The sequence below is a fragment of the Heliomicrobium undosum genome, assembly GCF_009877425.1.
In the GTDB taxonomy this organism is placed as follows: domain Bacteria; phylum Bacillota; class Desulfitobacteriia; order Heliobacteriales; family Heliobacteriaceae; genus Heliomicrobium; species Heliomicrobium undosum.
This window is the reverse complement of the sequence record NZ_WXEY01000026.1, coordinates 1-25,034: the sequence shown is the minus strand read 5'-3', so window position 1 is coordinate 25,034 and position 25,034 is coordinate 1. Positions and strand designations below refer to the sequence as shown.

At 59.5% G+C, this 25,034-nt stretch carries 23 protein-coding genes, 8 tRNA genes, 1 pseudogene and 1 riboswitch; all 32 genes and pseudogenes read right to left on the bottom strand.

Annotated features, from left to right (window positions below):
- Positions 1-43 precede the first annotated feature (43 nt).
- A complete protein-coding gene (locus tag GTO91_RS15635; RefSeq protein ID WP_161259664.1) occupies positions 44-1,705 on the bottom strand; it encodes a ribonuclease J in 1,662 nt (553 codons plus the stop codon).
- A 374-nt stretch (positions 1,706-2,079) separates the two neighbouring features.
- A complete protein-coding gene (gene dapA / locus GTO91_RS15630) occupies positions 2,080-2,982 on the bottom strand; it encodes a 4-hydroxy-tetrahydrodipicolinate synthase (RefSeq protein ID WP_161259663.1) in 903 nt (300 codons plus the stop codon).
- A gap of 100 nt (positions 2,983-3,082) precedes the next feature.
- Entirely contained in the window at positions 3,083-4,297 is a 1,215-nt protein-coding gene (gene dapG / locus GTO91_RS15625; RefSeq protein WP_161259662.1) for an aspartate kinase, read from the bottom strand.
- Positions 4,298-4,333: 36 nt separating this feature from the next.
- Positions 4,334-5,344, bottom strand: coding sequence for an aspartate-semialdehyde dehydrogenase (locus GTO91_RS15620; protein ID WP_161259661.1), 1,011 nt, complete (start codon positions 5,342-5,344; stop codon positions 4,334-4,336).
- Between the two features lie 38 nt (positions 5,345-5,382).
- Positions 5,383-5,973, bottom strand: a complete 591-nt coding sequence (locus GTO91_RS15615) for a dipicolinate synthase subunit B (RefSeq protein ID WP_161259660.1) — start codon at positions 5,971-5,973, stop codon at positions 5,383-5,385.
- A 21-nt stretch (positions 5,974-5,994) separates the two neighbouring features.
- A complete protein-coding gene (gene dpsA, locus GTO91_RS15610; RefSeq protein ID WP_161259659.1) occupies positions 5,995-6,888 on the bottom strand; it encodes a dipicolinate synthase subunit DpsA in 894 nt (297 codons plus the stop codon).
- Between the two features lie 106 nt (positions 6,889-6,994).
- Positions 6,995-7,798 (bottom strand): 4-hydroxy-tetrahydrodipicolinate reductase, encoded by an 804-nt coding sequence (gene dapB, locus GTO91_RS15605; protein WP_161259658.1) that lies wholly within the window; start codon positions 7,796-7,798, stop codon positions 6,995-6,997.
- A 104-nt stretch (positions 7,799-7,902) separates the two neighbouring features.
- Positions 7,903-8,086: riboswitch (Lysine riboswitch) on the bottom strand.
- A gap of 73 nt (positions 8,087-8,159) precedes the next feature.
- On the bottom strand, positions 8,160-8,432 hold the full coding sequence (locus tag GTO91_RS15600) for a YlmC/YmxH family sporulation protein (protein WP_161259657.1): 273 nt from the start codon (positions 8,430-8,432) through the stop codon (positions 8,160-8,162).
- Positions 8,433-8,546: 114 nt separating this feature from the next.
- Positions 8,547-9,812 (bottom strand): M16 family metallopeptidase, encoded by a 1,266-nt coding sequence (locus GTO91_RS15595; protein WP_161259656.1) that lies wholly within the window; start codon positions 9,810-9,812, stop codon positions 8,547-8,549.
- A 172-nt stretch (positions 9,813-9,984) separates the two neighbouring features.
- Positions 9,985-10,818 (bottom strand): D-alanyl-D-alanine carboxypeptidase family protein, encoded by an 834-nt coding sequence (locus tag GTO91_RS15590; protein ID WP_161259655.1) that lies wholly within the window; start codon positions 10,816-10,818, stop codon positions 9,985-9,987.
- Positions 10,819-10,882: 64 nt separating this feature from the next.
- Positions 10,883-11,617: a polysaccharide deacetylase family protein gene (locus GTO91_RS15585; protein WP_161259654.1), complete on the bottom strand. Its 735-nt coding sequence runs from the start codon at positions 11,615-11,617 to the stop codon at positions 10,883-10,885.
- Positions 11,618-11,813: 196 nt separating this feature from the next.
- A complete protein-coding gene (locus GTO91_RS15580) occupies positions 11,814-13,964 on the bottom strand; it encodes a polyribonucleotide nucleotidyltransferase (RefSeq protein WP_161259653.1) in 2,151 nt (716 codons plus the stop codon).
- Between the two features lie 102 nt (positions 13,965-14,066).
- Positions 14,067-14,330 (bottom strand): 30S ribosomal protein S15, encoded by a 264-nt coding sequence (gene rpsO, locus GTO91_RS15575; protein ID WP_328793826.1) that lies wholly within the window; start codon positions 14,328-14,330, stop codon positions 14,067-14,069.
- An 87-nt stretch (positions 14,331-14,417) separates the two neighbouring features.
- Complete coding sequence (locus GTO91_RS15570; protein ID WP_161259651.1) at positions 14,418-14,642, bottom strand: hypothetical protein; 225 nt, start codon at positions 14,640-14,642, stop codon at positions 14,418-14,420.
- Positions 14,643-14,658: 16 nt separating this feature from the next.
- Complete coding sequence (locus GTO91_RS15565; protein WP_161259650.1) at positions 14,659-14,865, bottom strand: hypothetical protein; 207 nt, start codon at positions 14,863-14,865, stop codon at positions 14,659-14,661.
- Between the two features lie 135 nt (positions 14,866-15,000).
- Positions 15,001-15,975, bottom strand: coding sequence for a bifunctional riboflavin kinase/FAD synthetase (locus tag GTO91_RS15560; RefSeq protein ID WP_161259649.1), 975 nt, complete (start codon positions 15,973-15,975; stop codon positions 15,001-15,003).
- A gap of 9 nt (positions 15,976-15,984) precedes the next feature.
- A complete protein-coding gene (gene truB / locus GTO91_RS15555; RefSeq protein ID WP_161259648.1) occupies positions 15,985-16,905 on the bottom strand; it encodes a tRNA pseudouridine(55) synthase TruB in 921 nt (306 codons plus the stop codon).
- On the bottom strand, positions 16,892-17,884 hold the full coding sequence (locus GTO91_RS15550; protein ID WP_161259647.1) for a DHH family phosphoesterase: 993 nt from the start codon (positions 17,882-17,884) through the stop codon (positions 16,892-16,894). Before GTO91_RS15550 ends, truB begins: the two co-directional genes overlap by 14 nt.
- Complete coding sequence (rbfA, locus tag GTO91_RS15545) at positions 17,862-18,227, bottom strand: 30S ribosome-binding factor RbfA (RefSeq protein ID WP_161259646.1); 366 nt, start codon at positions 18,225-18,227, stop codon at positions 17,862-17,864. The genes GTO91_RS15550 and rbfA overlap by 23 nt, the downstream gene beginning before the upstream one ends.
- A gap of 94 nt (positions 18,228-18,321) precedes the next feature.
- A pseudogene (infB, locus tag GTO91_RS15540) lies at positions 18,322-21,516 on the bottom strand (translation initiation factor IF-2); the annotation flags it as partial.
- A 16-nt stretch (positions 21,517-21,532) separates the two neighbouring features.
- Positions 21,533-21,871, bottom strand: coding sequence for a L7Ae/L30e/S12e/Gadd45 family ribosomal protein (locus GTO91_RS15535; RefSeq protein ID WP_161259644.1), 339 nt, complete (start codon positions 21,869-21,871; stop codon positions 21,533-21,535).
- Positions 21,871-22,140, bottom strand: coding sequence for an RNase P modulator RnpM (rnpM, locus tag GTO91_RS15530; protein WP_161259643.1), 270 nt, complete (start codon positions 22,138-22,140; stop codon positions 21,871-21,873). The genes GTO91_RS15535 and rnpM overlap by 1 nt, the downstream gene beginning before the upstream one ends.
- Positions 22,137-23,450: a transcription termination factor NusA gene (gene nusA / locus GTO91_RS15525; protein ID WP_161259642.1), complete on the bottom strand. Its 1,314-nt coding sequence runs from the start codon at positions 23,448-23,450 to the stop codon at positions 22,137-22,139. The genes rnpM and nusA overlap by 4 nt, the downstream gene beginning before the upstream one ends.
- Positions 23,451-23,477: 27 nt before the next feature.
- Positions 23,478-23,942: a ribosome maturation factor RimP gene (locus GTO91_RS15520; RefSeq protein WP_161259641.1), complete on the bottom strand. Its 465-nt coding sequence runs from the start codon at positions 23,940-23,942 to the stop codon at positions 23,478-23,480.
- Between the two features lie 356 nt (positions 23,943-24,298).
- Positions 24,299-24,374 (bottom strand) — tRNA-Thr (locus GTO91_RS15515).
- Between the two features lie 5 nt (positions 24,375-24,379).
- Positions 24,380-24,456 (bottom strand) — tRNA-Arg (locus GTO91_RS15510).
- 3 nt (positions 24,457-24,459) lie between these two features.
- Positions 24,460-24,534, bottom strand: a tRNA-Gly gene (locus tag GTO91_RS15505).
- Positions 24,535-24,537: 3 nt separating this feature from the next.
- Positions 24,538-24,624, bottom strand: a tRNA-Leu gene (locus GTO91_RS15500).
- Between the two features lie 31 nt (positions 24,625-24,655).
- Positions 24,656-24,732, bottom strand: a tRNA-Pro gene (locus tag GTO91_RS15495).
- A 43-nt stretch (positions 24,733-24,775) separates the two neighbouring features.
- Positions 24,776-24,866, bottom strand: a tRNA-Ser gene (locus GTO91_RS15490).
- 7 nt (positions 24,867-24,873) lie between these two features.
- A tRNA-Asp gene (locus GTO91_RS15485) sits at positions 24,874-24,950 on the bottom strand.
- A gap of 5 nt (positions 24,951-24,955) precedes the next feature.
- Positions 24,956-25,031: transfer RNA gene (locus GTO91_RS15480), tRNA-Val, on the bottom strand.
- Positions 25,032-25,034: the final 3 nt, after the last annotated feature.

Sequence of the window (25,034 nt, the reverse complement as noted above, 5' to 3'; positions counted from 1 at the left end):
CTATTTTGCACCAGAGAAGAGGGAACCATTCGCCAACGGGAGGTCACACTTCCATGATGATCGGCAGGATCATGGGGCGACGGCGGGTTTTTTCATATAAAAACTTGGACAATACGTCGTGGACATTCGTCTTGATGGCGGCCCACTCGGTGACGCGGCGCTCGCCTGACTTTTCCAAGGCCTGGCGCACCTTGATCTTGGCCTCTTCCATCAGTTCTTCCGCTTCTCGCACATAGACGAAGCCGCGGGAGACCATGTCCGGTCCGGCGACGACCTGTCCCGATTCCTTGCTGATGGTGATGACGACGATCAGGATGCCGTCCTGGGACAACTGGCGGCGATCACGGAGCACGATGTTGCCCACATCGCCCACGCCGAGACCGTCGACGAGCACCCGGCCGGCGGCCACCCGAGTGGCCAGGCTGCCTTTTTTCGGCGTCAGTTCGAGGACCTGACCGTTTTCCAGCACAAAGATGTTGTCCGAGGACACGCCCACATCGCGGGCCACTCTCGCATGGCGGATCAGCATGCGGTACTCGCCCTGAATGGGGACGAAGTACTTCGGCCGGATCAGGTTGATCATCATCTTCAGTTCTTCCTGGCTGGCATGGCCGGAGATGTGGCCGCCCGACGCCTCATGGTAGACATCGGCGCCGAGCTTGCAGAGTCCGTCGATGGTCCGGTGGACCGATTTTTCACTGCCCGCCACAGGGCTGGCCGAGATGATCACCGTGTCGCCCGGCTGGTAGTTGCTCAACCGCGCATCGGTCCAGGGGCCTCGCATCAAGCCGGACATGGGTTCACCCAGGTGGCCGGTCGTCAGCAGGACCAATTTGTCATGGGGGATGGCGCTCCAGTTGTCTTCATCGCAAAGAGTGCCTGGCGGGATTTCCAGGTAGCCGTTGGCGCGGGCCACCTGGACCACCTCTTGCATCGATTTGCCGACGACGACGACCTTGCGGCGGTAGCGGGCCGCCACTTGAAAGGCCTGCTGGATCCGGTAGAGGGACGAAGCGAAGGTGGTGACGATGATCCGGCCCTTGGACAAGCGAAAGACCTCTTCCAACTTGCCGTAGGCGGCTTTTTCCGAAGGGGTGAACCCCGTTTTTTCCGCATTGGTGGAGTCGGAGAGCAAGGCGAGCACGCCCGACTCGCCCAGTTGGGCCAGGCGGTAATAGTCGGTGGCCTCGTCGTCGACAGGGGTCTGGTCAAACTTGAAGTCGCCCGTATGGAGGATGACGCCGGCGGGGGTGTGGATCGCCACGGCGACCGCATCGGGGATGCTGTGGCAGACACGAATGAATTCGACGCGAAAAGCGCCGATGCGGATGATTTCCCTCGGTTTGACCGTATGAAAGACGGTTGCCGCCTGCATGTTCTGTTCTTTCAGATAGGTTTCTGCCAGGGCCAGCGTGAGTCGAGTGCCGTAGACAGGCACTTTCAGTTCTTTGAGCATATAGGGCAACGCGCCGATATGGTCCTCGTGGCCGTGGGTCAAGATGATGCCGCGGATGGCATCGCGGTTCTCGATCAGGTAGGTGATGTCGGGGATGACCACGTCGATGCCGAGCATCTCATCTTCGGGAAACATGATCCCGCAGTCGATGATCAGCAGTTCCTGATTCACTTTGATGATGGTCATATTTTTGCCGATCTCGCCTAAACCGCCTAAGGGGATGATGCTTACTTTTTCCCCCGCGCCCATAGCATTCCTCCTCTTCTTCTCATCACAAATCCTCGTTCCGATATATAACTCTTGACACAACAAAAAGGCCCTCCCTCATTTGGAAGGGTTTTGTTCGGATTTTTGAGTCGAGGCTTGCTTTTTTATCCGGCCCCGCCGCCACCGCAAACCTCAAAAACCAAACCGTACAACCCATGCTTTATTATTATACAAGCATTGCGCCAGGGATACAAGTTTTCCCTGAGGGCGCCCTTCCCGGTTCGTCATTCTACGTCAAAGGCAAAAAAATAAGCCCTCCCGAAGGGAGAGCAAAAAACCGAAAAAATCAGGTAGATCACCATGAGTATCCGCAATCGCCGGCGCCTCACCGAATCACCGAGACATCTCAAACAGGCTTACGCCACAGTCTCTTCACAGGAGGCGTCCAGTCCATAGGTATCGATCAATTGCCGCATGGCCGCCACTTCCTGGTCGTTGGCCTCCACCAGCGGCAGCCGTACACCGCCGACAGGACGGCCGAGCAGGTTGAGGGCCGCCTTGACGCAGATCGGGTTGGAGGTGATGAAGAGGCCCTTGAAGAGCGGATACAGTTCCTGGTGGATCCGGGCGGCTTCCGGGATGTTGCCGTTGATGCAGGCGGCGATCATCTTCTGGATCTCCTTGCCCACGAGGTGGCCGGCGACGCTGACGATGCCGTGGCCGCCGACAGAGAGGATGGGCAGGGTCAGTGAATCGTCGCCGGAATAGACCTTGAAGTCGCGCCGGGCCAGGCGGACCACTTCGGACACCTGATCCATGCTGCCGGCCGCTTCCTTGATGGCGACGATGTTGTCAAAGGCCATCAGCCGCTCCACTGTGGCCGGGAGGATGTTCGAGCCGGTCCGGCCGGGGATGTTGTAGAGCATGATCGGCAGGGGCACCGCCTTGGCGACGGCGGCAAAATGCCGGTAGTAGCCTTCTTGGGGCGGCTTGTTGTAGTAAGGGCCAACGAGCAGCAGGCCGTCGACGCCGGCTTCCTTGGCCTTGCGGCTCAGTTCGATGGTCGCCTCCGTATCGTAGGAGCCGGTGCCGGCGATGACGCTGGCGCGATTGCCCACGGCGTCCACAACGGTGGAAAAGAGGCGGATCTTCTCGTCCTTCGTCAAGGTCGGCGACTCGCCGGTCGTGCCGGCCACCACGATGCCGTCCGACCCCGTATTCACCAGATAATTGGCCAACTCCGCCGCCCGGGCGTAGTCGACCTCCAGGCGGTCATTGAATGGTGTCACCATGGCTGTAATCAGTCTGCCAAATTCCATTCTATCGTTCTCTCCTTTTCTCCGGTTTGGGGTCGGCTGCGCCTTCGGAAAGGCAGTTTCTTTCAGATAGGCAAGAGCCGGTTCGAAAGGGCTGGCTTCTTTATGTCAGGCAAAACTGCCGGTGCAGGGCGTTCAAGGCCACTGTTAAATCCTTGATGGGGATGAGGCACCAGATGGTGGTGTAGGAATCGGCCGACTGAAGGATCGGCACCTTTTCCCGGTTGAGAGCGACGACGATCTGGGCCATCACGCCGGGGACGCCGGTCATATTGATGCCGACGACGGCCACCTTGGCGCAACCCTGGCGGACTTCAGGGCAAAGCCCCAGTTCTTCCAGCACCCGTGTCGCTTTGGCCGTGATCTCGTCAGGGACGGTGAAGATGACCGCTGCTGGGTGGACATTGATGAAATCGACGCTGATTTCTGCTTCTGCCAGGGCTTGAAAGACCGTCTGCCCCGTCAAGGCCGGATCGGGCCACTGGGACGTATTCACCTTGATCTGCGTGATCGGGGCCATATGGGCGATGCCTGTGATCAGGCGGTCGCAACAATAATCGTCGCCTGCGTGATGGGGGGCGCAGATGAGGGTTCCCTTGTCGGGAAGTTCGGTGCTGCGGACGCGGACAGACTGGTGGTTCTTCATGGCGATCTCGACGGCGCGGGGGTGAATGACTTTCGCCCCTTCCTGAGCCAGTTGGCAGACTTCCTGGTAGGAGACGTAGGTGAGGATGCGCGCGTCGCTCACCAGCCGGGGGTCAACCGTATAGACGCCCTTCACGTCCGTAAAGATGTCAACCACCTCGGCCCCCAGGGCCGCCCCGACGGCCACTGCCGTCGTATCGCTGCCCCCGCGGCCGAGGGTGGCGATCTCACCATTCTCGCTTGCCCCTTGAAAGCCGGCGATAACAGCCACCCGGTCCTGTTCCAGTTCCTGGCGGATGCGCCCGACCTCGACCCGCTGGATGCGCGCTTCGCCGAATTGCTCTGTCGTAACGATGCCGGCCTGCCAACCGGTGAGACTGGTCGCCTCTATCCCTGCCCTGCGCAGGCTGGCGGTCATGACCACAGACGAGATGATCTCCCCGCAGGCCATCAGTAGATCCTTCTCGCGCGGCGGAAGTTCAGGGTCGACCTCCTGCACCAGCGAGAGCAGCGTGTCTGTGGCGTACGGTTCCGGCTTGCGGCCCATGGCCGATACGACGACAACCACCCGGCGGCCTTCCTCCAGCGCTTCCCGGATTCGTTGCACCGCATGATTTCGCTTTGTTTCGTTGGCGACAGAGGTTCCCCCGAATTTTAGGACGGCAATCCTCAACGAGTCTCACTCCCGGTTGCCGCCGCTGGGGAAGGGTTAGATCCGATTTCGTTGAATCAGTGTTTCAGCGATCTGAACGGCGTTGGTCGCCGCGCCTTTCCGGATCTGATCGGCCACCACCCAGAGGTTGAGGCCCTTATCGATGGAAAGGTCCTCCCGGATCCGGCCCACAAAGACCTCATCCTTGTCGGAGGTGTAAAGAGGCATCGGGTACTGTTTGTTCTGCACATCGTCGATCACGATGACACCTGGTGCGTTGGCGAGGACTTCCTTCGCTTCAGCGGCAGTGATTTTCCGCTTAAATTCGATGTTGATCGATTCGGAATGACTCCGGTAGACGGGAACCCGGACGGTGGTGGCGGTGATCCGCATATCCGCTTCGTGCATGATTTTCCGGGTTTCCTTGATCATCTTCCATTCTTCCTTGGTGTAATCCCCATCCTGGAAGACATCGATATGGGGGATCAGGTTAAAGGCGATGGGATGGGCGAAGACACTCGGTTCCGCCGGTTCGCCGCGCAGGACCTGGCCGGTCTGTTCGGTCAGTTCGGTGATGCCTTCTTTGCCGGCGCCTGACACGGCCTGGTAGGTGGAGACGACGACCCGCTCGATGCCGGCGGCGTCATGGAGGGGCTTCAGGGCGACAGCCATGATGATGGTGGAGCAGTTGGGGTTGGCGATGATCCCCTTGTGCCAGTCCACATCCTCCGGGTTCACCTCGGGAACGACGAGGGGCACCTCGGGATTCATGCGGAAGGCCGAGGAATTGTCGATGACGACAGCGCCGGCTTCGACAGCCGCCTGGGCGAATTCAGTCGAAGCCGACCCGCCGGCAAAGAGAGCGATGTCAATGCCCGCAAAGGCCTTTTCGTCGGTGAGGCCGATGGTATACTCTTGACCTTGGTAGGAGATGACTTTCCCGGCCGAGCGGGCGCTGGCCAGGAGCCGGAGCTCGCCGACAGGGAAGTTCCGTTCGGCCAGCACCTTCAACAGTTCCTGGCCGACGGCGCCAGTCGCTCCGACAATGGCCACATTGTATTTTTTCATCTGTTAGCTCCTCCTTGACCGGCGCCTGCGGCGATAATTTATGACGGGTTGGCGAGCAACACCGGCTGAATCTGCCGCTGTTGCAACGCCGCCTCAATCGCTTCCGGAATCAGTTCCATCCGGGCGACGAGCGAGTTGGCTTTCGTCATGGGGTTATCCTGGCCGAAAGGCACCATGTACACGTTTTTCATATTCATCAGCATGCCGATGTTTTTTAGGTTGTTGCTGAGGCCGTCATTGGTCGATATGGCCAACAGCACGGGACATAGGTTGCGCAACTGCGCCTTGGCCGCCATGAGCACGACCGTATCGGTAATCCCATTGGCCAGTTTGGCCAGGGTGTTGCCGGTGCATGGCGCGATGACGATGATGTCCAGCAACTTTTGCGGTCCGATCGGCTCCGCTTCGACGATGGTGCCGCGCACCTTCTGTCCTGTGATGCGCTCCATCTCTTCCTTCCATTTGGATGATGGCCCAAAGCGGGTGTCCGTCTGTGTCACTGTTTCGGAAAAAATCGGCGTCACAACGGCCCCTTCAGCCACCAGCCGGGTTACAACGGGAAGCACATCGGCGATGGTGCAATGGGATCCGGTGATGGCAAAACCGATGCGAACTCCTTGCAAAGGCATCCTGCACACCTCCCGGGGGTGTTACCCGTCTCTGCGAGGGACATGCCGCGCGATCAGGTCGGGATAGACGCGGGCCAGGATCTCTCCGGCCGTCTTCGGCGCCACCTTCCCCGGCAAGCCGGGGGCGAGCAGCGCTTCGATTCCCAAGCGGCGGGCCGCTTCGAAATCAGTCCCTCCCGGCGCGCTGGCCAGGTCGACGATCAGGGCTTCACGGTTCGTGGCTGCCAGTTCCCTTTCGCCCAGCACAGAGGCCGGGACGGTGTTGAAGACGATATCTGTCTTCGCCAGGAGGTTGGCCAGCGCCGATAAAGGCTCGGCGGCGGCGCCCATCTCCCATGCTCTGGCCCGGTGTCCTCCATCGCGGGTAACGACGGTCACCCGTGATCCCATAGCCTGTAAGAGACGGGTCAGGGTGAGGCCCAACCGGCCGAAGCCGAGCACCATGCTGCAGCTGCCGTGGATCGTGATCGGCAGTTTCTCCATGGCGATCTGCAGGGCGCCCTCTGCGGAGGGCACCGAGTTCAGGATCGCCACCTCGTCCAGTTCAGCCACTTCAATCAGGGAGAGGCCGCAGGACTGGGCCATCTGGCGCAGGATGGGCCGGGCCACCCCGACGAAGAGGGGGACGCCGGGCGCCAGCAAGGCCATGTGAGCCGCCTCCAGGCGAAGGGGTTGATGATGGAGCGGCGCGTAGACGCGTCCTTCAAGGTCAACGCCCGGCATGGGCAGAAGGAGCGCCGCTTTTCCCGCCAGGGCCTTCGGGATGTCTTCCACGATCCGCACCCGTTCCGTTTCCTCCATAGGCAAACCGATCACATCGACCGTCGCGCCCCGCTCAGCCAAGCGGCGTACGAGGATCTGATCCCGCGCGTCCCCTCCTATCACCGCCAAAGGGATTCCTTGAAGGGTCGTCATGGGTGTTCAAAACCTCCTCCACCATAAACAGTGAAACTCTTTTTAATATATGAGGCAACCCGCTGAGAGGTGTGCAGAATGTGATTGTCAAAGAGCGTTGTAATGCTTAAAAGATGATCTTGTCGAGCCCGTAGATCAGGCCTTTGTAGGCGCCGATCCGGTGGATGGCCTCCAAAACGCCGGGCATGAAGGATTCACGGCTGATCGAATCGTGGCGGATCGACAAGGTCTGACCCAGAGCGCCGAAGATGACCTCCTGGTGGGCCACCAGACCCGGCAGGCGGACGCTGTGGATCCGCATCCCATCGAATTCGCCGCCACGGGAACCGGCGATTTTTTCTTCCTCCTCCGGATGCCCTTGCCGGATCGCCCGCCGTTCTTCCCGGATCAACTCTGCTGTCTTAATGGCCGTTCCGGACGGCGCATCCAACTTCTGATCGTGGTGGTATTCGATGATCTCCACATTGGGGAAGAAGCGGGCCGCGTCACGGGCGAAGCGCATCATCAGCAACGCGCCGATAGCGAAATTGGGCGCGATCAGGCATCCGATCTCTTTGGCGGCGGCCCACTCGGCGATCTCTTCCATGTCTTTTGCCGATAGGCCTGTCGTCCCGACGACGGGCGCCACGCCAGCCATCAGGGCGATGCGGACGTTTTCCATGACCGATGCCGGGCTGGTGAAGTCCACCATCACCTGTGGCTGTGTCTCCGTAATCGCCGCAGCCAGATCGCCCTGCAGCAAGACCCCGCAGGCCGGCAGACCGGCCAAGACGGCGGCGTCCTCTCCGACACCGTTGTGATCGACGGCGGCGACCAGTTCCAATGTGTTGTCTCCCAGGACCGCTTTGATTACCTCTCGGCCCACTTTCCCCCTGGCGCCGCTGACCAGGACTCTAATCCTCTCTGACATGGCCCATCCCCCATAAAAAGAAATACAAAAAGGGAACACCGCATGGAGTTCAGGCGGTGCCCCCAAAAAATAACATTCGGAAGCTGGATTCCACCGTCCCCGTACGATTGGATAGCGCTCCATCCGGTCGAATCACCAGATGGCAGTTCCGAACATCTTATGCCCGGCCCCAGTCTGTGAGCAATACGGTTGCTCCAAACTTCGGCGGTTGCCCCTTTCCCTCCGGTATCATCGTCCACCGTCGGACTCCTCCAGGTACTCTTGACAGACCGCGCCTCTACCTCTCCACTGGGAGGTATATTCAGTTGATTAGGTTGATGGTATCACGGGACATCCCCGAACGTCAACAGTGAAAGAACAGTTAAAAGGAAAAACGTCGGGACGTTCGCCGGTAGGTATCGTCCAGTTCCATGATGACCACCTCAGCGCCCACCTTGACGATCGCGTCCCACGGAATGATCAGCGGTTCACGGTCAGACCAAAAGCCGCCAAAGTTGCCTCGTGGCGGCAGAATGATGGCGTCGATCTCGCCGCTCGACTCGTCGATGATCAGATCCGAATCTCCGACGGCGCCGAGACGCTCGCCTGTTGTCAGATTGACGATCTCCTTGCCCACCAACTCGCTGAGACGCATCGGCGCCCCCCCTCCTTGTCCCCCTTACCCCACTATACGCGCCGATTCCAGAAAATAGAAGCAAGAAGGGAACGAGATACGAGGAGCGGAGAAGGAATCAGCGGAGAAGCGTTTTTACCAGCCCGTTTTTTGCAGCAGCTCGGACAGTTCTACCGCCAGCGGCTTGGCGCCGACGACAGCGAGGGCGCATTGCTCCGGTGTCCAGAGATCGCGGGCAACCTTTGTCACATCGTCAAGGGTGACCGCATAGACCCGCTCGATCACCTCTTCCGGGGGGACGAAGCGGTTGTAGCAGACCTCCGACTTGCCGAGGCGCGTCATCCGCGAGTTGACGCTCTCCAGGCCGAGGTAGAGGCTCCCTTTGATCTGCTCCTGGGTCCTTCTCAATTCTTCGGGACGGATCCCCTCTTCACGGATGCGAGCCATTTCGCGCAGGGAGATTTCCATGACCTCTTCGGCGAAGTCTGGGCTTGTTCCGGCATAGAGGCCGAACATACCCGAGTCGGAAAAGGCCGAATGGAAGGAATAAACGGAGTAAGCCAGGCCGCGGTTCTCCCGGATCTCCTGGAACAGCCGGGACGAGGCGCCGCCGCCGATGACGTTGTTCAGGACGTGCATGGCGTAGATGTCGCGGTGCTCCTGGGACAGGCCCTGGGTGCCCAGGCAGATCTGGACCTGTTCCACATCCTTGTGCTGAAAAACGCTCTTATGCAGCATATCTGGCCGGGAGCGCCGATAGGTTTGCTTGGACGTTTCCATAGCGGCAAAATAGGCCTTTACCTTCTCCAGCGTCTTTTCCGGGTCGATGGAGCCGGCGATGGCGATGACAGTCCGGTCAGCTGAGTACTCCGACTGGAAGTGGCTGAGCAGGCGCTCTCGCTGCATCGCCTGGATTGATTCGACCGTTCCCAGGATCGAGCGCCCCAGAGCGCTGACCGGCCACATGGCATCGGACAGCAGATCATGGACCAACTCGTCGGGGGAGTCCTCATACATCTTGATCTCTTCAAGGATCACCCGGCGTTCTCGTTCGATGTCTTCCCCTTCAAAGCGGGAGTGAAAAAACATATCGGCCAGGACGTCAAGGGCCAGATCGAAATGATCGTCCAGGACTTTGGCGTGGTAGCAGGTGTATTCCTTCGATGTAAAGGCGTTCAGTTGACCGCCGACCGCTTCAAGCACTTCCGCCAGGTCCTTGGCCGTCCGCTTGTCCGTGCCTTTAAACAGCATGTGTTCGATAAAGTGAGATACACCCGTCAAGGCGGGCTCTTCGTCCCTCGATCCGGTAGCCACCCAGATGCCCAATGCCACGGAACGCACATGGGAGATCGGCTCCATCACAATCCGGACTCCGTTCGGCAACACTGTCTTGTGAACCATCTCTTTCCTCCTGAAGGCATCCAAGAAGCCCATTTACGGCGCCATCCCGCCCCTGGAAGGGGACGGGAGCTTTCGCTCAAGTACCCCGAAGTGTATCAGCCCGGCGACTCGCTGTCAACGGTTCGGCAGACGCTTCCAAAGGGTGATGAAAAAGACCGGGAGCTTTCCCGGTTTACCTCAACTGGTTAAAGCCGTATTCAAAGAGGCGCAGGCTGTCGCCGAAACGATCGTCCGAATGCAACACGACGGCGATCAACTGGCGGTTGTTTTTTGTGGCTGAGGCGACCAAGCAGGCGCCGGCCGCCCGTGTCGTGCCCGTTTTTACGCCGTCGGCAAAAGGGTACGACCAGAGCAAGGCGTTCGTGTTCTTAATCTCCTTCGGCCACCCTTGCCGGTTTTTCAACGTCGCACGGCGGCTTTTGACGGTGGCGGCAAACTCAGGAAGCAGCATCGCTTCACGGGCCACCACGGCCAGATCATAGGCGCTTGACCAGTGGTGCTTGTGGGGCAGTCCGTTGGTGTTGAAAAACTGGCTCGATCGTCCGCCCATGATGCGCGATTTGGCTGTCATCCACAGGGTGAAAAACTCCTCGCTGCCGGCGACGTGTTCGGCGATGGCCACACAGGCGTCATTCCCAGACCGAACCAGCGCGCCGGTCAGCAGATCGCCCAGGGCGACCCGCTCGCCGGGAAAGAGGTTAATGCTGGCCTCCCCGGTGCTCCCGGCCTTTTGGCTGATGATGACCTCGTCTTCCAGATCGCCGAACTCAAATCCCAGCAAGGCCGTCACGATCTTGGTTGTCGAAGCCGGGGGCCGTGGCTGGTGCGCCTGCCGCTCAAAGAGAACCCTTCCCGTTTCAGCGTCCATGAGCACCGCCGCGTCCGCCGTGACCTGGGGACTGGCGCCGCACACGGCCGGTCCGCCTAAGACGAGGAACGGAGACAAGCACAAGAACAGCACCAGCGTCTTTCCCGTGATCCGGCAGGTTCCCCTTGTAAAGACCAAGTTATCTTCCTCCCCGGCAAGCAACTGCCGGGTTTATTATTGCACCGGATCACGGTTTTTATGGTTATTGGGCTGGCGCCATCAATTCGGTCATGGTGACTGCCGTCCAGCCTTTTTCCTCCATGTACTTGAGCAGCGACGGCAGCGCCTGGGCCGTCGACGGGGTTGGATGCATCAGCACTAGGGCGCCCGGCCCGATTCCCGCCGTGACGCGCTTCATCCAGTCCTGGGGCGACGGCTTGAGCCAGTCGGCCGAATCGACGGTCCACAGGATGAGCCCATAGCCCTCCTCCCTGGCAACCGTCACCAGCCGCTGGTCATGTTCTCCATAGGGAGGCGCGAACCACCTGGGCGCGTGGCCGGTCAATTTCTCCAGGGCGGCATGGGTCCGCCGGATCTCCTGGCGGTTGGCGGCATCACCGATCTGTGTGGGATGGGGGTGAGAGTAGCCGTGATTGCCCACCTCATGGCCGGCCTCATGGACCTTCTTTACATATTCGGGGAACTTGTCGGCGAATCGGCCCGTAAAGAAAAAGGTGGCCTTGGCCTGATGGCGGGAAAGGGTGTCGAGCAGCGCCGGGATGTGTTCCTGGCCCCAGTCCACATTGATCGTCAAGGCCACCTTGTTCACCGGCGGTCCTCGCCGCACGACGCCCTCGACGTCGCCTCGACCGGTCGTCTCGGAAACGTCGCGGTTCAGCGTGATCACATATTGGGTCATGCCGGCCAGCAGCAGGCAGACAACGGTCAGGGTCAGGAGCACCCGCAAAAATGTCCAGGGGATGAAGAGGGTGCGCATGGTTCTCCCCCTTTCGCACGGCTCTGATCCCTAGAAATCTATGCCTGGGCCAGGCCGGCGAGAAGGCGAAAACGAGAAAAGCAAACTCGTTGCTGAGTTTGCCTGTTCACATCAGTTCTCGATATCGTTGCATCGCTCAGTGGGTTGAGCGATTTGACCGGGTAATGACCCTTTGCGGGACGCAAACGGTTCTTGATCAGAACCGTTTGCGCATCTCGTCAGGCCGGGCGCCGCCGGTCACAGCCGGTTTGTTGGCCTTGAGCAACTCTTTACGGGAGAGGTTGACCCGTCCCTGTTTGTCGATCTCGACGACCTTGACGGTCACCTCGTCACCGATCTTGACCACATCCTCCACCTTGGCCACCCGTTCCTCGGCCAGTTGGCTGATGTGGATGAGGCCTTCCTTGCCGGGCAGGACCTCAACAAAGGCGCCGAAGTTCATGATCCGCGTCACCTTGCCCGTGTAGACCTTGCCCACTTCCACGTCGGCGGTGATGCTCTCGATGATGCGGACGGCTTTGTTGGCAGCCTCTGTGTCGGTGGCGGCGATGAAGATGCGACCGTCGTCTTCGATGTCGATCTTGACGCCCGTCTCGGCGATGATCTTGTTGATCACCTTGCCGCCGGGGCCGATGACTTCCCGGATCTTGTCGGGGTCGATGGACATGGTGATGATCCGCGGCGCATAGGGGGACATCTCCGTCGCCGGCTTGTCGATGACGGCCAGCATCTTGTCCAAGATGAAGAGGCGGCCTTCTTTCGCCTGCTGCAGCGCCTGGGTGAGGATCTCCCGGCTGACGCCCTGGATCTTGATGTCCATCTGGAGCGCCGTCACACCGTCGGCGGTGCCGGCCACCTTGAAGTCCATGTCGCCCAGGTGATCTTCCATGCCCTGGATGTCGGAGAGGATGGAGAAGTGTTCCCCTTCTTTGATCAGGCCCATGGCGATGCCCGCGACTGGCTTTTTAATCGGTACGCCGGCGTTCATCAGCGACAGGGTGGAGCCGCAGACGCTGGCCATCGATGTGGAACCGTTCGATTCCACCGCCTCGGAGACGAGACGGATGGTGTAGGGGAATTCGTCTTCCGAGGGGATCACCGGCAGGAGCGCCCGCTCAGCCAGAGCGCCGTGGCCAATCTCGCGGCGGCCCGGTCCCCGCATGGGACGCGTCTCGCCGACGCTGTAGGGCGGGAAATTGTAGTGATGCATGTAGCGCTTTGATTCTTCCACGCCGAGACCGTCGAGGATCTGCAGGTCGGCGATGGTGCCGAGGGTGCAGACGTTGAGCACCTGGGTCTGGCCGCGGGTGAAAAGGCCGCTGCCATGGGTGCGGGGCAAGATGCCAACCTCGACGGAGATAGGCCGGATTTCATCCACCTTCCGCCCGTCAGGCCGTTGCTTGTCCACAGTGATCAGCTTGCGGACAATCTCTTTTTCCATGGTATCGAGAACGGCGCGGATGCCTTTCTCCTCTTCAGGGAACTGAGGAAGCAGCACCTCCGCCGTCTCCTTCATGACTGCCTGGATATCGGCTTCCCGGGACAGCTTGTCCGGGTTTTGGATGGCGTTGAGCAGCTTGTCGCCCACATATTCGCGCACAGCCTGATCCACTTCAGGGTTGATCTGTTTCAGAGGCACTTCCCGCTTCGGCTTGCCGGCGGCAGCCATCATCTCTTCCTGGAAGGCGACGATGCGCTGGATCTCCTGGTGGCCGAACATGATCGCCTCGATCATGTCTTCTTCGGGCACCTCGTTGGCGCCGGCTTCCACCATCATCACGGCGTCCTTCGTGCCAGCCACGACCAGATGCATATCGCTCTTTTCGGCCTGTTCCATCGTCGGGTTGATCAGCAGCTTGCCGTCGACCCGTCCGACAAGAACGCCGCCGATGGGACCTTCAAAGGGGACATCGGACAGGCTGAGGGCGCAGGAAGCGCCGATCATGCCGACGATATCGGGGGGGCAGTCCTGGTCCACCGACATGACAGTCGCCACAACCTGGACATCGTTGCGGAAACCTTTGGGGAACAGGGGACGGATTGGCCGGTCGATCAACCGCGCCGACAGGATGGCCTTTTCGGTGGGGCGACCTTCCCGCTTGATGAAACCGCCCGGTATCTTTCCTACCGCGTAGAGACGCTCCTCATAGTCGACAGTCAAGGGGAAAAAGTCAATGCCTGGCCGGGGCTCTTTGGAGCCTGTCGCCGTCGCCAGCACGACCGTATCGCCGTAACGGGCAAGCACAGAGCCGCCGGCCTGTTTGGCTACCCGCCCCGTCTCAACCGTCAGGGTGCGTCCGGCAATTTCCATGGAGAATACTTGCAAGGAAATATACCCTCCTCTCATAAACATTAAGATATTCGACGTATATGTTAGTATTTCCTTCCATAATGAAAAAAACTCGCCCATACGCAAGAAAGAACGGGTTTCCCCGTTCTTTCCATTTTTTTAGTGACGAAGCCCAAGCTCGGTCACAAGCTTGCGATAACGCTCGATATCGGTCCGCTTCAGATAAGCCAACAGATTCCGGCGCTGACCAACCATCTTCAACAGACCCCGGCGGGAGTGATGATCCTTCTTGTGGGTTTTCAGGTGCCCCGTCAGGTAGTTGATCCGATCCGTGAGGATGGCGACCTGCACTTCCGGAGATCCGGTGTCCTTTTCATGCTGCTTGAACTTGCCGATGATCTCCTGCTTGCGCACGTTGTCCAATGCCATCCATGTCACCTCCTTACTCATATTCTCCAAAAGCCAAGAAAGCCGTCGGAGGGTCGGCAATCTGAGCCGATGGAACAGATTTCATTTGCCGATGATGGTGATCACCAGCCGCCCGGTGGCGATGTCTTTGATGACGAGATCAAAGACCCTGCCGGAACGGGCCACAAATCCGCGAAAGCGGGTCGCTGTCGGGATATGCCCGGGGATTTCATGGGCTGCGGTTTCGATGTCAACGACGGAGATGCGATCCTGGCGCAGGTTGTACAGCCGTCTGCGGGCATGGTCAGTTACGATCACGCGCTGCATGACTCTCTACCACCGATCAGGCGCCGTCGCTTTTGTCATTCAACAAAGTGTACAGGGCGTCCTGAAAGGCCAACCGCGCCGGTTCCTCTGCTCCCGCCATCCGGTAGAGCAGCTCCAGTTCGGACTTCAAAGCCAGGAATTCCTCGCTGGCGCAGATGTGGGCCACCTCGCCGGCGATGGAGCGGAGTTGCTGGTGATGCTCGTCAATCAACGGCAGTCCCATGGGCGCCTCCTTCCCCGGAGTCACAAGTGACATTGTAGCACAGCCAATTTATGAAGTAAAGGCGAGATAATCAGAGAGCCGTCGAAAAAAGGCCGCTTGTCAAGCGCGCGTTGACCCGGTTGTATATTTCGGTGTTTATATTTCTATGATCCGGTTCGGAAAGATATGTTCCCGCTGGGCGTGGAAAAAATGCCGCGTATCCTGGAGGTCTGTGTGAATCTGTTCCACCAGTTGTTCGGGGTTTTGAAAGCGCATCTCTGGACGCATCCTCTGCAACAGGTGCAGCGTCAATGTCTGTCCGTACAGGTCGCCTTCAAAATCGATCAGGTGAGCCTCCACCGTCTCGGCCAACCCCATGCCAAAGGTCGGCTTGACACCGATGTTGACGACCGCCAAAACCCCCTCGGGAAGGCTTGCCGAACGCGCCCAGGCGGCATAGACCCCCCGGGCAGGCAGGTACTGCTCCGGCGGCAGTTCTATGTTCGCCGTCCGGAAACCGATGTTCCTCCCCCGCTGATCACCGGGAACGACTGGACCACGCAGGATCGGCGTATAACCCAGCAGATCGGCGGCCCGCTCCATGTCGCCCTTCTCCAAAGCAGCCCGTACAGCCGTGGAACTGACCGGCTCACCGGCGATGGTCACGGCGTCGATCACCCGCACACGGACCCCGAGGCGGTGACCCAGTTCCCAGAGCAGTTCGGGCGTGCCTTTGCCGCCACGACCGAAACTGTAGTTGAAACCGACCAGAACGGACTCGGCCCGCAGGTCTTGATGAAGCACCTGCTGCACAAATTCCTCCGGTGACAGCTTGGCCAGGTCCGGATTGAAGGGCAAGGTGAGGACAATGTCGACGCCGAGGCGTCCTAATAGGCCGGCCTTCACTTCCATCGGCGTGATCAATTTGGGCGCTGCTTCGGGCCGGATCAACCGCAGGGGATGGGGGTGAAAGGTCGCTACCACAGCCGTTCCCTGGCTGGCCCGCGCCTTTTTCACCATCTCGGTGATCAGTTTCTGGTGGCCCAGATGGACGCCGTCAAAATTGCCCAGTGCTACATGAACAGCCCCGTAGCGGCTGTCGAGGGGACCGTTGTACACGATGGTTTTCATGCCCTATACCTACTTCGATCTGGTTTCCAGACGGGTGAACACTTTGCGTGGCTGGCAGAACCACTGCTCGTCCTTGCGGATCGCCTGCCCCACCGCCAGCAGCTTCTGCCGCCGGTGCATGCGGATCCACTGGCCTTCTGACCAGCCGTCGCCGCGCAGGTACTGCGCCAAACCCTGGGAGAGGGCTGCCAGCCGGTTTTCCCCGATCTCCAGCGCCGGCAGGTGGGCGAGGGCCTCAAAAGGGGTGACGATTTGCTCCCTCGGAGGTCCTTCCGCCAAGGATTCCATAGTGAGGCTGTCCCGGAGGGAAAAGCGACCGCTGCGCGTCCGGATCAGCCACCCCATATGGCCGCCACAGCCCAGGCGCTGGCCGATGTCATGGCAGAGCGTCCGGATATAGGTCCCTGCCGAACATTCCACATCGATGATGATCTCCTCGGGAGTCGCCGGATCATAGTAAACGATCTCGAGCCGGGAGATGGTCACCGGACGGGCAGACCGTTCCACCTCAATCCCTTGGCGAGCATACTCGTACAACCGTTTGCCGCCGACGGATACCGCCGAGACCATCGGCGGCGTCTGGAGGATTTCGCCGCGGAAGGGATGCAGCATCTCCTCCCAGTCATCGCGGGACAAGGCGGGTATGGCGCCGGTTTTTACGATCCGTCCTGATGCGTCCTGGCTGTCCGTGACGGCGCCCAGGCGGAGTTGCGCCCGGTAGGCCTTGTCGACGCCAGCCACCAGTTCAACCAGGCGCGTCGCTTGTCCGATAGCAATGGGCAGCACGCCGGCGGCATCAGGATCGAGCGTCCCCAGATGGCCGATCCGTTTCTCTTTGAGCAAGCGCCGAGCCTTGGCAACCACATCGTGAGAGGTCATACCCGGCGGTTTTAAAAGGTTGAGAAATCCCTCTAGTTCAAGCGGTTCCAAGCTGTTCCATCACCGCCTGCACAATCTGCGCTTCCGCTTCTTCCAATCGTCCCAAAAAGGTGCACCCCGAAGCGCGCCTGTGCCCTCCCCCGCCGAAACGACGGGCGATGGCGTAGACATCGATATCTCCCTTGGAACGAAAACCGACCTTGATCTCACCGGCGCTGACCTCCCGGAAGAGGAGCGCCACCTGGACGCCGTCAATGGCGCGGGGATAATTGATCAAGCCGTCGCAATCGTTCGCCCCGGCGCCGGAGGCTGCTATCGTTTCCCCGGTGACGCGGAGCCAGGCGACACGGCCCTCTCCGCTCACCTGCAAGGTAGGAAGCGCCGCTGACAACAGGCTGAGATAGGCGAGGGGTTTGCGTTCATAGACCTCTTCGCGGATCTCGTTCGCCCGCGCGCCCAGATCCCGCAGTTCTGCCGCCAGCCGCAGCGTATCGGCCGTGGTGTTGGCGTACTGGAAGGAGCCCGTGTCGGTCATCACTGCCGTGTAAAGGGCTGTCGCCACGTCCGGCGTAATCATCCACCCGGCCTCCCGGCACAAGGTGTAGATCATCTCTCCGCAAGCCGGCGCGGCGGGGTCAAGCCAGTTGATATCGCCGAAGCGGCTGTTGCCGATATGATGATCGATATTCACAACAGGGGCGTTTCCGTCGAGCAGCCGGACAGCCTCGCCGATCCGCCCTCGATCGGCGCTGTCGAGAACGACGATCAAATCCGGCTGAAAGGGAGGCATGGTTTCGGCGTGATACAGCCGTGAGAGGTTGGGCAGAAAGCGATATCCGACAGGTGCGGGGTCTTCGCAGAAGGCCGCCGTTTCTTTGCCTTCCGCCAGAAGGACCGACAGCATGGCGCTGACCGAACCCAGGCAATCGCCGTCAGGAACCTTGTGGACGATGAGGAGGATGCGGGACGCTGCCGACAGGTGAGCGATCACCTGCCCCAGTTCCCCCTCAGCGGGGGGCTTCTGCATCATCATGGTTCTCCATCTCGGTCAACAGCCGGGCGATCCGGGTTCCCCGCTCGATGGACGGATCAGAGAGGAACACCAGTTCCGGCACATAGCGGACCCGCAACGACTTCGAAAGTTCCGTGCGCAGGAAACCGGTGGCCTGCTTCAGCGCTGCCTGAGAGTTGTCACGGGCGCTTTCGTCTCCCATGACACTGAAAAAGACCTTGGCATGCCGTCCGTCGCCTGACACCTCGACAGCGGTAATGCTGACAAACCCCAGGCGAGGGTCTTTCATCTCATCGCGAAGCAGTCTCGCCAGTTCACGTTTGATCTCTTCAGCCATGCGGGCCATCCGATGACCGGCCATGGTCGTCAACTCCTCCACTCGATAACCTTGGGGAGGGGTCTCCCCCTCCCTGTGCGACGATCAATATTTAGATCATGATGTAGACGAGTATAGGTTAATCGATCTTGCGCTGTACTTTTTCGATGATGAAGAATTCGAGTGTGTCTTGCTCCCGGATGTCGTTGAAGTTTTCGATGCCGATACCGCACTCGTAACCTTCGGCGACTTCCTTGACATCGTCTTTGAAGCGCTTCAGAGAATCCAACTTGCCTTCATGGATGACGATGCCGTCGCGGATGACACGGACCTCGGCGTTGCGGGTGACCTTGCCGTCGAGGACATAGGAACCGGCGATGGTGCCCGCCTTGGGCACTTTGAAGGTGGCCCGGACCTCGGCGCGGCCCTGAACGACTTCCTTCTCTTCCGGTTCCAGCATGCCCGACATGGCGGCCTTGATGTCCTCGGTGGCGTCGTAAATGACGCGGTAGAGACGGATATCGACCTGTTGCGCTTCCGCCGCCTTCCGACTGTTGGCGTCAGGACGGACGTTGAAGCCGAGGATGATGGCGTTGGAGGCTGCCGCCAGCATGACATCGGTCTCGGTGATGGCGCCAACGCCGCCATGGACGCAGTTGACGCGAACCTCATCGGTAGACAGCCGTTCGAGAGCGCCCTTCAAAGCCTCGACAGAGCCCTGCACGTCAGCTTTGACGATGACGTTCAGGTCCTTGACCTGGCCTTCTTTAATCTGTTTGAACAGATCATCGAGGGAGACCTTGGAGGTCCGCTTCTGTTCCTCTTCTTTGCGCTTGTTGACCCGTTCGGAAATGACCTGTTTGGCCAGTTTATCCTCGGTCACCACGCTAAAGGTGTCCCCTGCCTGGGGAACGTCGGAAAGACCGAGCACCTCGACAGGCATGGACGGTTCTGCTCTTTTCACCCGGCGACCTTTGTCGTCGATCATGGCCCTGACCTTCCCTGCGGCCGTGCCGGCGACGATGACATCGCCGATGTTGAGGGTGCCTTTCTGGACGAGCACAGTGGCCACAGGCCCCCGTCCCTTGTCCAGTTGGGCTTCGATCACGGTGCCCCGGGCCGCCCGTTCGGGGTTGGCCTTCAGGTCCTGGACTTCGGCCACCAGCAGGATCATCTCGAGCAGTTGATCGATGTTCTGGCGGGCTTTAGCGGAGACGGGAACAGTGATCGTGTCACCGCCCCACTCCTCGACGACGAGTCCGTATTCGGTCAGTTCCTGCTTCACCCGGTCGGGGGTGGCGTCAGGCTTGTCGATCTTGTTGATGGCGACGACGATGGGCACACCGGCTGCTTTGGCATGGTTGATCGCTTCCACCGTCTGGGGCATGACGCCGTCATCAGCGGCAACGACCAGGATGGCGATATCGGTCACCTGGGCGCCGCGGGCGCGCATGGCCGTAAAGGCTTCGTGGCCGGGCGTATCAAGGAAGGTGATTTTCTTGCCGTCGATCTCAACCTGATAAGCGCCGATGTGCTGGGTGATGCCGCCGGCTTCCGAGGCGATGACATTGGTCTCACGGATAGCGTCGAGCAGCGACGTTTTGCCGTGGTCGACGTGGCCCATGACCGTGACGACTGGCGGGCGATGAATCAGATTCTCATCAGTCTCTTCCGGTTCCTCGGCGAGGATTTCCTCGGCGGTAACCGATTTTCTGACCTCGACGGTGATGCCCCAATCGGCGGCGAGGATGGAGGCCGTATCGGAGTCTATCTCCTGGTTGATCGTAGCCAATACGCCCAGTTGCATGAGCTTTTTGATGATGTCGGTCACCGTCTTGCCCATGGCTTGGGAGAGTTCGAGCACGGTTACCGATTCGTCGATGAGGATATGCTTCGGCGCTTCCGCCTCCATCTGGCGCATGCCCTTTTTACCTTTGGGCTGGTTGCGTGGATGGATCAGTTTCGCGCCGGGACGGTCTTCATAGCGGTGATCATGTTCTTTGGGCTGCACCTTGTGGTTGGCGTGGCGCTGACGGCCATCTTTTTTCGGCGCTTCCGTCGTTTCGGGAGGCTTGGGGATAGCCGACTTGGGGATCGGCCGGCCGCCGCCGCCGCCGGGACGGCCCTGACCCATGGGCGGACGTCCGGGGCCGCCAGGGCCGCCAGGTCCACCGGGGCGACCGCCGCCGGGACGGGGACCCCCAAAACCGCCACCTGGGCGCGGACCGCCGGGACCCATGCCAGGGCCGCCAGGACGAGGTCCGCCAAAGCCACCTTGCGGACGGGGACCGCCTTGACCCATGCCGGGGCCACCGGGACGGGGGCCGCCAAAACCGCCTTGCGGACGGGGACCGCCTTGACCCATGCCGGGGCCGCCAGGGCGGGGACCGCCGAAGCTGCCTTCGGGACGGGGCGGACGCGGGCCGTCAAAACGCTGCCCTTCGGGACGGGGCGGACGGGGACCGTCGAAACGCTGGCCTTCCGGACGGGGCGGGCGGGGACCGTCGAAACGCTGGCCTTCCGGACGAGGCGGGCGGGGACCATCAAAACGCTGGCCCTCCGGACGGGGGCCGCCTTCACTGCGTTGGCCTTCGGGACGGGGCGGGCGGGGGCCGTCGAAACGCTGGCCTTCCGGACGGGGCGGACGGGGGCCGTCAAAACGCTGGCCTTCCGGACGGGGCGGACGAGGGCCGCCTTCAACGCGCTGGCCTTCCGGGCGGGGCGGACGAGGACCGCCTTCAACGCGCTGGCCCTCCGGGCGGGGCGGACGAGGACCGCCTTCACCGCGTTGGCCCTCGGGACGGGGCGGACGGGGACCGCCTTCGCCGCGTTGACCTTCCGGACGAGGCGGACGGGGGCCGCCTTCGCCGCGTTGACCTTCCGGACGGGGCGGACGGGGGCCGCCTTCGCCGCGTTGACCTTCCGGACGGGGCGGACGGGGGCCGCCTTCGCCGCGCTGTCCCTCGGGACGGGGCGGACGAGGACCGGCTTCACCGCGCTGTCCTTCCGGACGTTGACCTTCCGGTCGCTGTCCTTCCGGGCGGGTTGGTCTGACGTCTCCACCCCTCTGTCCTTCAGGTCGGGTGGAATGGCCTTCGGGACGGCGGTTTTCTGCCGGTGTTCTCAGCGCCTCCTCTTTCGGAGCCGTCTTATGTTGCTCTTCACCAGAACGGGCAGAAGCCGAGCCCTTGCCTTTGAACAGCGGCATTATCTTCTCGACATCACCGTCTTCAATGGTGCTCAAATTATTCTTCACATCAATACCCAACTCATTGAATTTGGACAAAAGAGTCTTGCTCTCAACACCCAAATCCCGGGCCAATTCAAAAACTCGTTTTTTGACCATTCTGTCACCTCCGCGATATTTGGCTGGATTCGGCTGTGGTTTCGTGTAACGCCTTATGAATTGCCCCGGCAAAACCCTCATCGAGAACGGCAACCAACGTCCGAGGCGAAAGACCGATTGCCTGGCCTATCGTCTCTTTCTGACCATAGGTGGCCGTCGGAATCCCCAGGTCCCCACACCAGTGACTGTACTTCTGGACGACACCAGCGGAGGCGTCTTCCGTGAAGAGCAGGAGGAAGACCTTTTGCTTTTTCAGGTTGGCTTCCACCGCGCTGTCTCCAGCGGCGATTTTTCCGGCCCGGCGAGCGAGACCGAGCAATCCATGGACCTTGTCCGTAACCATCAAACCTCTCCCATTTGCGCTTTCAGGGTTTCCACGACCTCCGGCGATATGGGCTGGCGCAGCGCTTTTTCCATCCGCTTCGCCTTAATCGCCTTTGTCAAGCATTCTGTATTTGAACAAACATAGGCGCCCCGGCCCGACTTTTTTCCAGTCGGATCGAGAAGAATCGCACCTTCAGGGGTTCGGACGACGCGAATCAACGCTTTCTTGTCTCTCATCTCCCCGCAGCCAACACACATCCGTTGGGGTATTTTACGAACGCGATTCATTTTTTCCCTCCAGGGGTAGGGGCGCCTGGCTTTTTATCAATGGTCAACTCAGGAGGATCCTGAGGAATTTTTGCATCGTCAGCCTCTTCTTCATAACCCTCTTCGTATTCGTCCGGGTATTCCTCGTAGCCCTCGTAGTTGTCATCGTAGGCCTCGTCATACTCTTCGTCATAGGCATCATCGTATGCTTCGTCGTAATTCTCGCCAGCCTGTTCATCAAAGTCCTCGTATTCGGCATCATAGTCTTCATCATAATCGACGAAGGCTGCCTTTGCCGTTTTGGCTTGGCTTTCACTCTTGATATCGATTTTCCAGCCTGTCAGTTTGGCGGCCAAGCGGGCGTTTTGCCCTTCCTTCCCGATCGCCAGGGACAGTTGATAGTCAGGCACGACGACGCGGGCCACCTTGTCTTCTTCGATGATGTCTACAGAGACCACTTTGGCCGGGCTGAGGGCGTTGGCCACAAACTTGGCCGGGTCGGGATTCCACTTGACGATATCGATTTTTTCGCCCTTGAGTTCATTGACGACAGCTTGCACCCGCATTCCTTTCGGACCCACACAAGCGCCAACAGGGTCGACATTTTCATCTTTGGAATAGACAGCGATCTTGGAACGGGCGCCAGCTTCCCGGGACGCGGCTTTTAACTCGACCGTGCCGTCATGGATCTCGGGCACTTCCAATTCGAAAAGCCGTTTCAACAGTCCGGGATGGGTCCGGGATATCAAGACCTGCGGGCCCTTTGTTGTCTTTTTCACTTCCACGATGTACGCCTTGATCCGATCATTATGCCGGTATGTTTCGCCGTTCATCTGTTCCGATGGCGCCAAGAGCGCTTCGACTTTGCCTAGATCAACAAATACGTTTTTATTCTCTGTTCGTTGCACGATCCCGGTGACAATATCGCCCTCGCGATTGGAGAATTCCTCGTAAATCATGCCGCGTTCCGCTTCCCGGATCCGTTGGACCACCACCTGTTTGGCTGTCTGGGCGGCGATGCGTCCGAATTCCCGAGGAGTGACCTCTGACTCAATCACATCGTTGACCTGATAATTGGGGTCGATCCTTTGCGCGTCTGCCAGTAAAACCTCGACGCGAGGATCGGTGAACTCCTCTACGATCATCTTGCGTGAGTAGACCTTGAATTCGCCCGTCGACCGGTCGATATGGACGCGAACGTTCTGCAAGGAGCCGAAGTTTTTCTTATATGCGGAGATAAGTGCAGCCTCAATGGCTTCGATCAATATCTCTTTCGATATCCCCTTCTCCCGCTCCAAATCTTTGAGGGCAGTCAAAAATTCGACATTCATCGAGATGCCTCCTAATTCAGTTGTCAGTTAAAAGCCAGGATATAAACGAACAGAGGATACCTGCGTCAGCGGGATTGCCATCTCCTCGTCATTTTGCATTATCAAGATAGAAGTTTCGTTTTTGCCGGCCAATTCGCCCAGATGTTCCTTGGCGCCGTTCACCGGAGCAAAGGTGGTGATGCGGACGGTCTCTCCCTGAAACCGCTCGTAATCCCGGTCCGACTTCAACGGTCTATCGATCCCGGGTGAAGACACCTCTAGCGAATAGCCATGGGCTACGGGATCCTCCCGGTCAAGGATCTCGTCGATGCGCCGACTGACTTCCTGGCAGTCCTCCATCTCGATGCCGGACTCCTTATCGATAAAGATGCGTAAGTACCAGTTCCCTCCTTCCTTCACCCACTCGACATCGACCAGTTCCAATCCGAGTTCTTCTACAATCGGTGTCGCCCAGGCGGTTACACGGTCTTCTAAACGCACCTTGCCGGACATTGTGATCCTCCTTACGGTTCTCGTGCAGTCAAAGTTGTTTCAGTAGCTGCTTGCAGAATTCTCCATAGTTTCACCGGAATAAAAGTGATCCATTCTTGTGAGGGTTTCGATGGGATGGGGTTTACAAACGGAAAGAGTGGGCTAGGTACCCACTCCTTCGAAAACTGCAAGAATCCGCATCGATGTTGCTGGACGCCAAGGCTGCCAAAGATTCCTTCCCCTGTCGGAAACGCACTAGTGATAGTATAGCACGGTGTTATTACCAACGCAAGCCTGGTGTCATTTTTTTAAGGAGGCGTCGTCACAAAAGAAAAAAACCTGCCGGGATTAACCGACAGGTTCATTCGTTTTGAAACTGGAGCCACCGACCGGGATTGAACCGGTGACCTTATCCTTACCAAGGATACGCTCTACCGACTGAGCTACGGCGGCAAAAGTGGCGCGCCCGGGAGGATTCGAACCTCCGACCTCTTGATTCGTAGTCAATTACTCTATCCAGCTGAGCTACGGGCGCCTATGGAGCGGAAGACGAGATTCGAACTCGCGACCCTCGCCTTGGCAAGGCGATGCTCTACCGCTGAGCTACTTCCGCATTTGGTGCGGTCGAGAGGACTTGAACCTCCACAGCCTTGCGACCACTAGAACCTGAATCTAGCGCGTCTGCCAATTCCGCCACGACCGCATGTACAAATTTGAGAGAATGAAGGTAACAATGGTCGGAGCGACACGATTTGAACGTGCGGCCTCTACCACCCCAAGGTAGCGCTCTACCAAACTGAGCTACGCCCCGACGAGAAGATAGGCGGCGAGTAAGCCGACTACCAGGGTATGCATGGCGGAGTGGGTGGGATTTGAACCCACGCTGGCCTTACGACCACTAACGATTTAGCAAACCGTCCTCTTCAGCCGCTTGAGTACCACTCCAGATAGATGGCGGAGCAGACGGGATTCGAACCCGCGATCTCCAGCGTGACAGGCTGGCATGTTAGGCCTCTACACCACTGCTCCGTAATTGGTGGGCGATGACAGGATCGAACTGCCGACATCCTGCTTGTAAGGCAGGCGCTCTCCCAGCTGAGCTAATCGCCCAAA

What these genes read in the sequence shown, in the direction of transcription:
- GTO91_RS15635 (WP_161259664.1), bottom strand. Translation starts at nt 1,705, where the DNA reads ATGGGCGCGGGGGAAAAAGTAAGCATCATCCCCTTAGGCGGTTTAGGC.
- dapA (WP_161259663.1), bottom strand. Translation starts at nt 2,982, where the DNA reads ATGGAATTTGGCAGACTGATTACAGCCATGGTGACACCATTCAATGAC.
- GTO91_RS15620 (WP_161259661.1), bottom strand. Translation starts at nt 5,344, where the DNA reads ATGAAAAAATACAATGTGGCCATTGTCGGAGCGACTGGCGCCGTCGGC.
- GTO91_RS15615 (WP_161259660.1), bottom strand. Translation starts at nt 5,973, where the DNA reads ATGCCTTTGCAAGGAGTTCGCATCGGTTTTGCCATCACCGGATCCCAT.
- dpsA (WP_161259659.1), bottom strand. Translation starts at nt 6,888, where the DNA reads ATGACGACCCTTCAAGGAATCCCTTTGGCGGTGATAGGAGGGGACGCG.
- dapB (WP_161259658.1), bottom strand. Translation starts at nt 7,798, where the DNA reads ATGTCAGAGAGGATTAGAGTCCTGGTCAGCGGCGCCAGGGGGAAAGTG.
- GTO91_RS15600 (WP_161259657.1), bottom strand. Translation starts at nt 8,432, where the DNA reads ATGCGTCTCAGCGAGTTGGTGGGCAAGGAGATCGTCAATCTGACAACA.
- GTO91_RS15595 (WP_161259656.1), bottom strand. Translation starts at nt 9,812, where the DNA reads ATGGTTCACAAGACAGTGTTGCCGAACGGAGTCCGGATTGTGATGGAG.
- GTO91_RS15585 (WP_161259654.1), bottom strand. Translation starts at nt 11,617, where the DNA reads ATGCGCACCCTCTTCATCCCCTGGACATTTTTGCGGGTGCTCCTGACC.
- GTO91_RS15580 (WP_161259653.1), bottom strand. Translation starts at nt 13,964, where the DNA reads ATGAGAGGAGGGTATATTTCCTTGCAAGTATTCTCCATGGAAATTGCC.
- GTO91_RS15570 (WP_161259651.1), bottom strand. Translation starts at nt 14,642, where the DNA reads ATGCAGCGCGTGATCGTAACTGACCATGCCCGCAGACGGCTGTACAAC.
- GTO91_RS15565 (WP_161259650.1), bottom strand. Translation starts at nt 14,865, where the DNA reads ATGGGACTGCCGTTGATTGACGAGCATCACCAGCAACTCCGCTCCATC.
- GTO91_RS15560 (WP_161259649.1), bottom strand. Translation starts at nt 15,975, where the DNA reads ATGAAAACCATCGTGTACAACGGTCCCCTCGACAGCCGCTACGGGGCT.
- GTO91_RS15550 (WP_161259647.1), bottom strand. Translation starts at nt 17,884, where the DNA reads ATGATGCAGAAGCCCCCCGCTGAGGGGGAACTGGGGCAGGTGATCGCT.
- rbfA (WP_161259646.1), bottom strand. Translation starts at nt 18,227, where the DNA reads ATGGCCGGTCATCGGATGGCCCGCATGGCTGAAGAGATCAAACGTGAA.
- GTO91_RS15535 (WP_161259644.1), bottom strand. Translation starts at nt 21,871, where the DNA reads ATGGTTACGGACAAGGTCCATGGATTGCTCGGTCTCGCTCGCCGGGCC.
- rnpM (WP_161259643.1), bottom strand. Translation starts at nt 22,140, where the DNA reads ATGAATCGCGTTCGTAAAATACCCCAACGGATGTGTGTTGGCTGCGGG.
- nusA (WP_161259642.1), bottom strand. Translation starts at nt 23,450, where the DNA reads ATGAATGTCGAATTTTTGACTGCCCTCAAAGATTTGGAGCGGGAGAAG.
- GTO91_RS15520 (WP_161259641.1), bottom strand. Translation starts at nt 23,942, where the DNA reads ATGTCCGGCAAGGTGCGTTTAGAAGACCGTGTAACCGCCTGGGCGACA.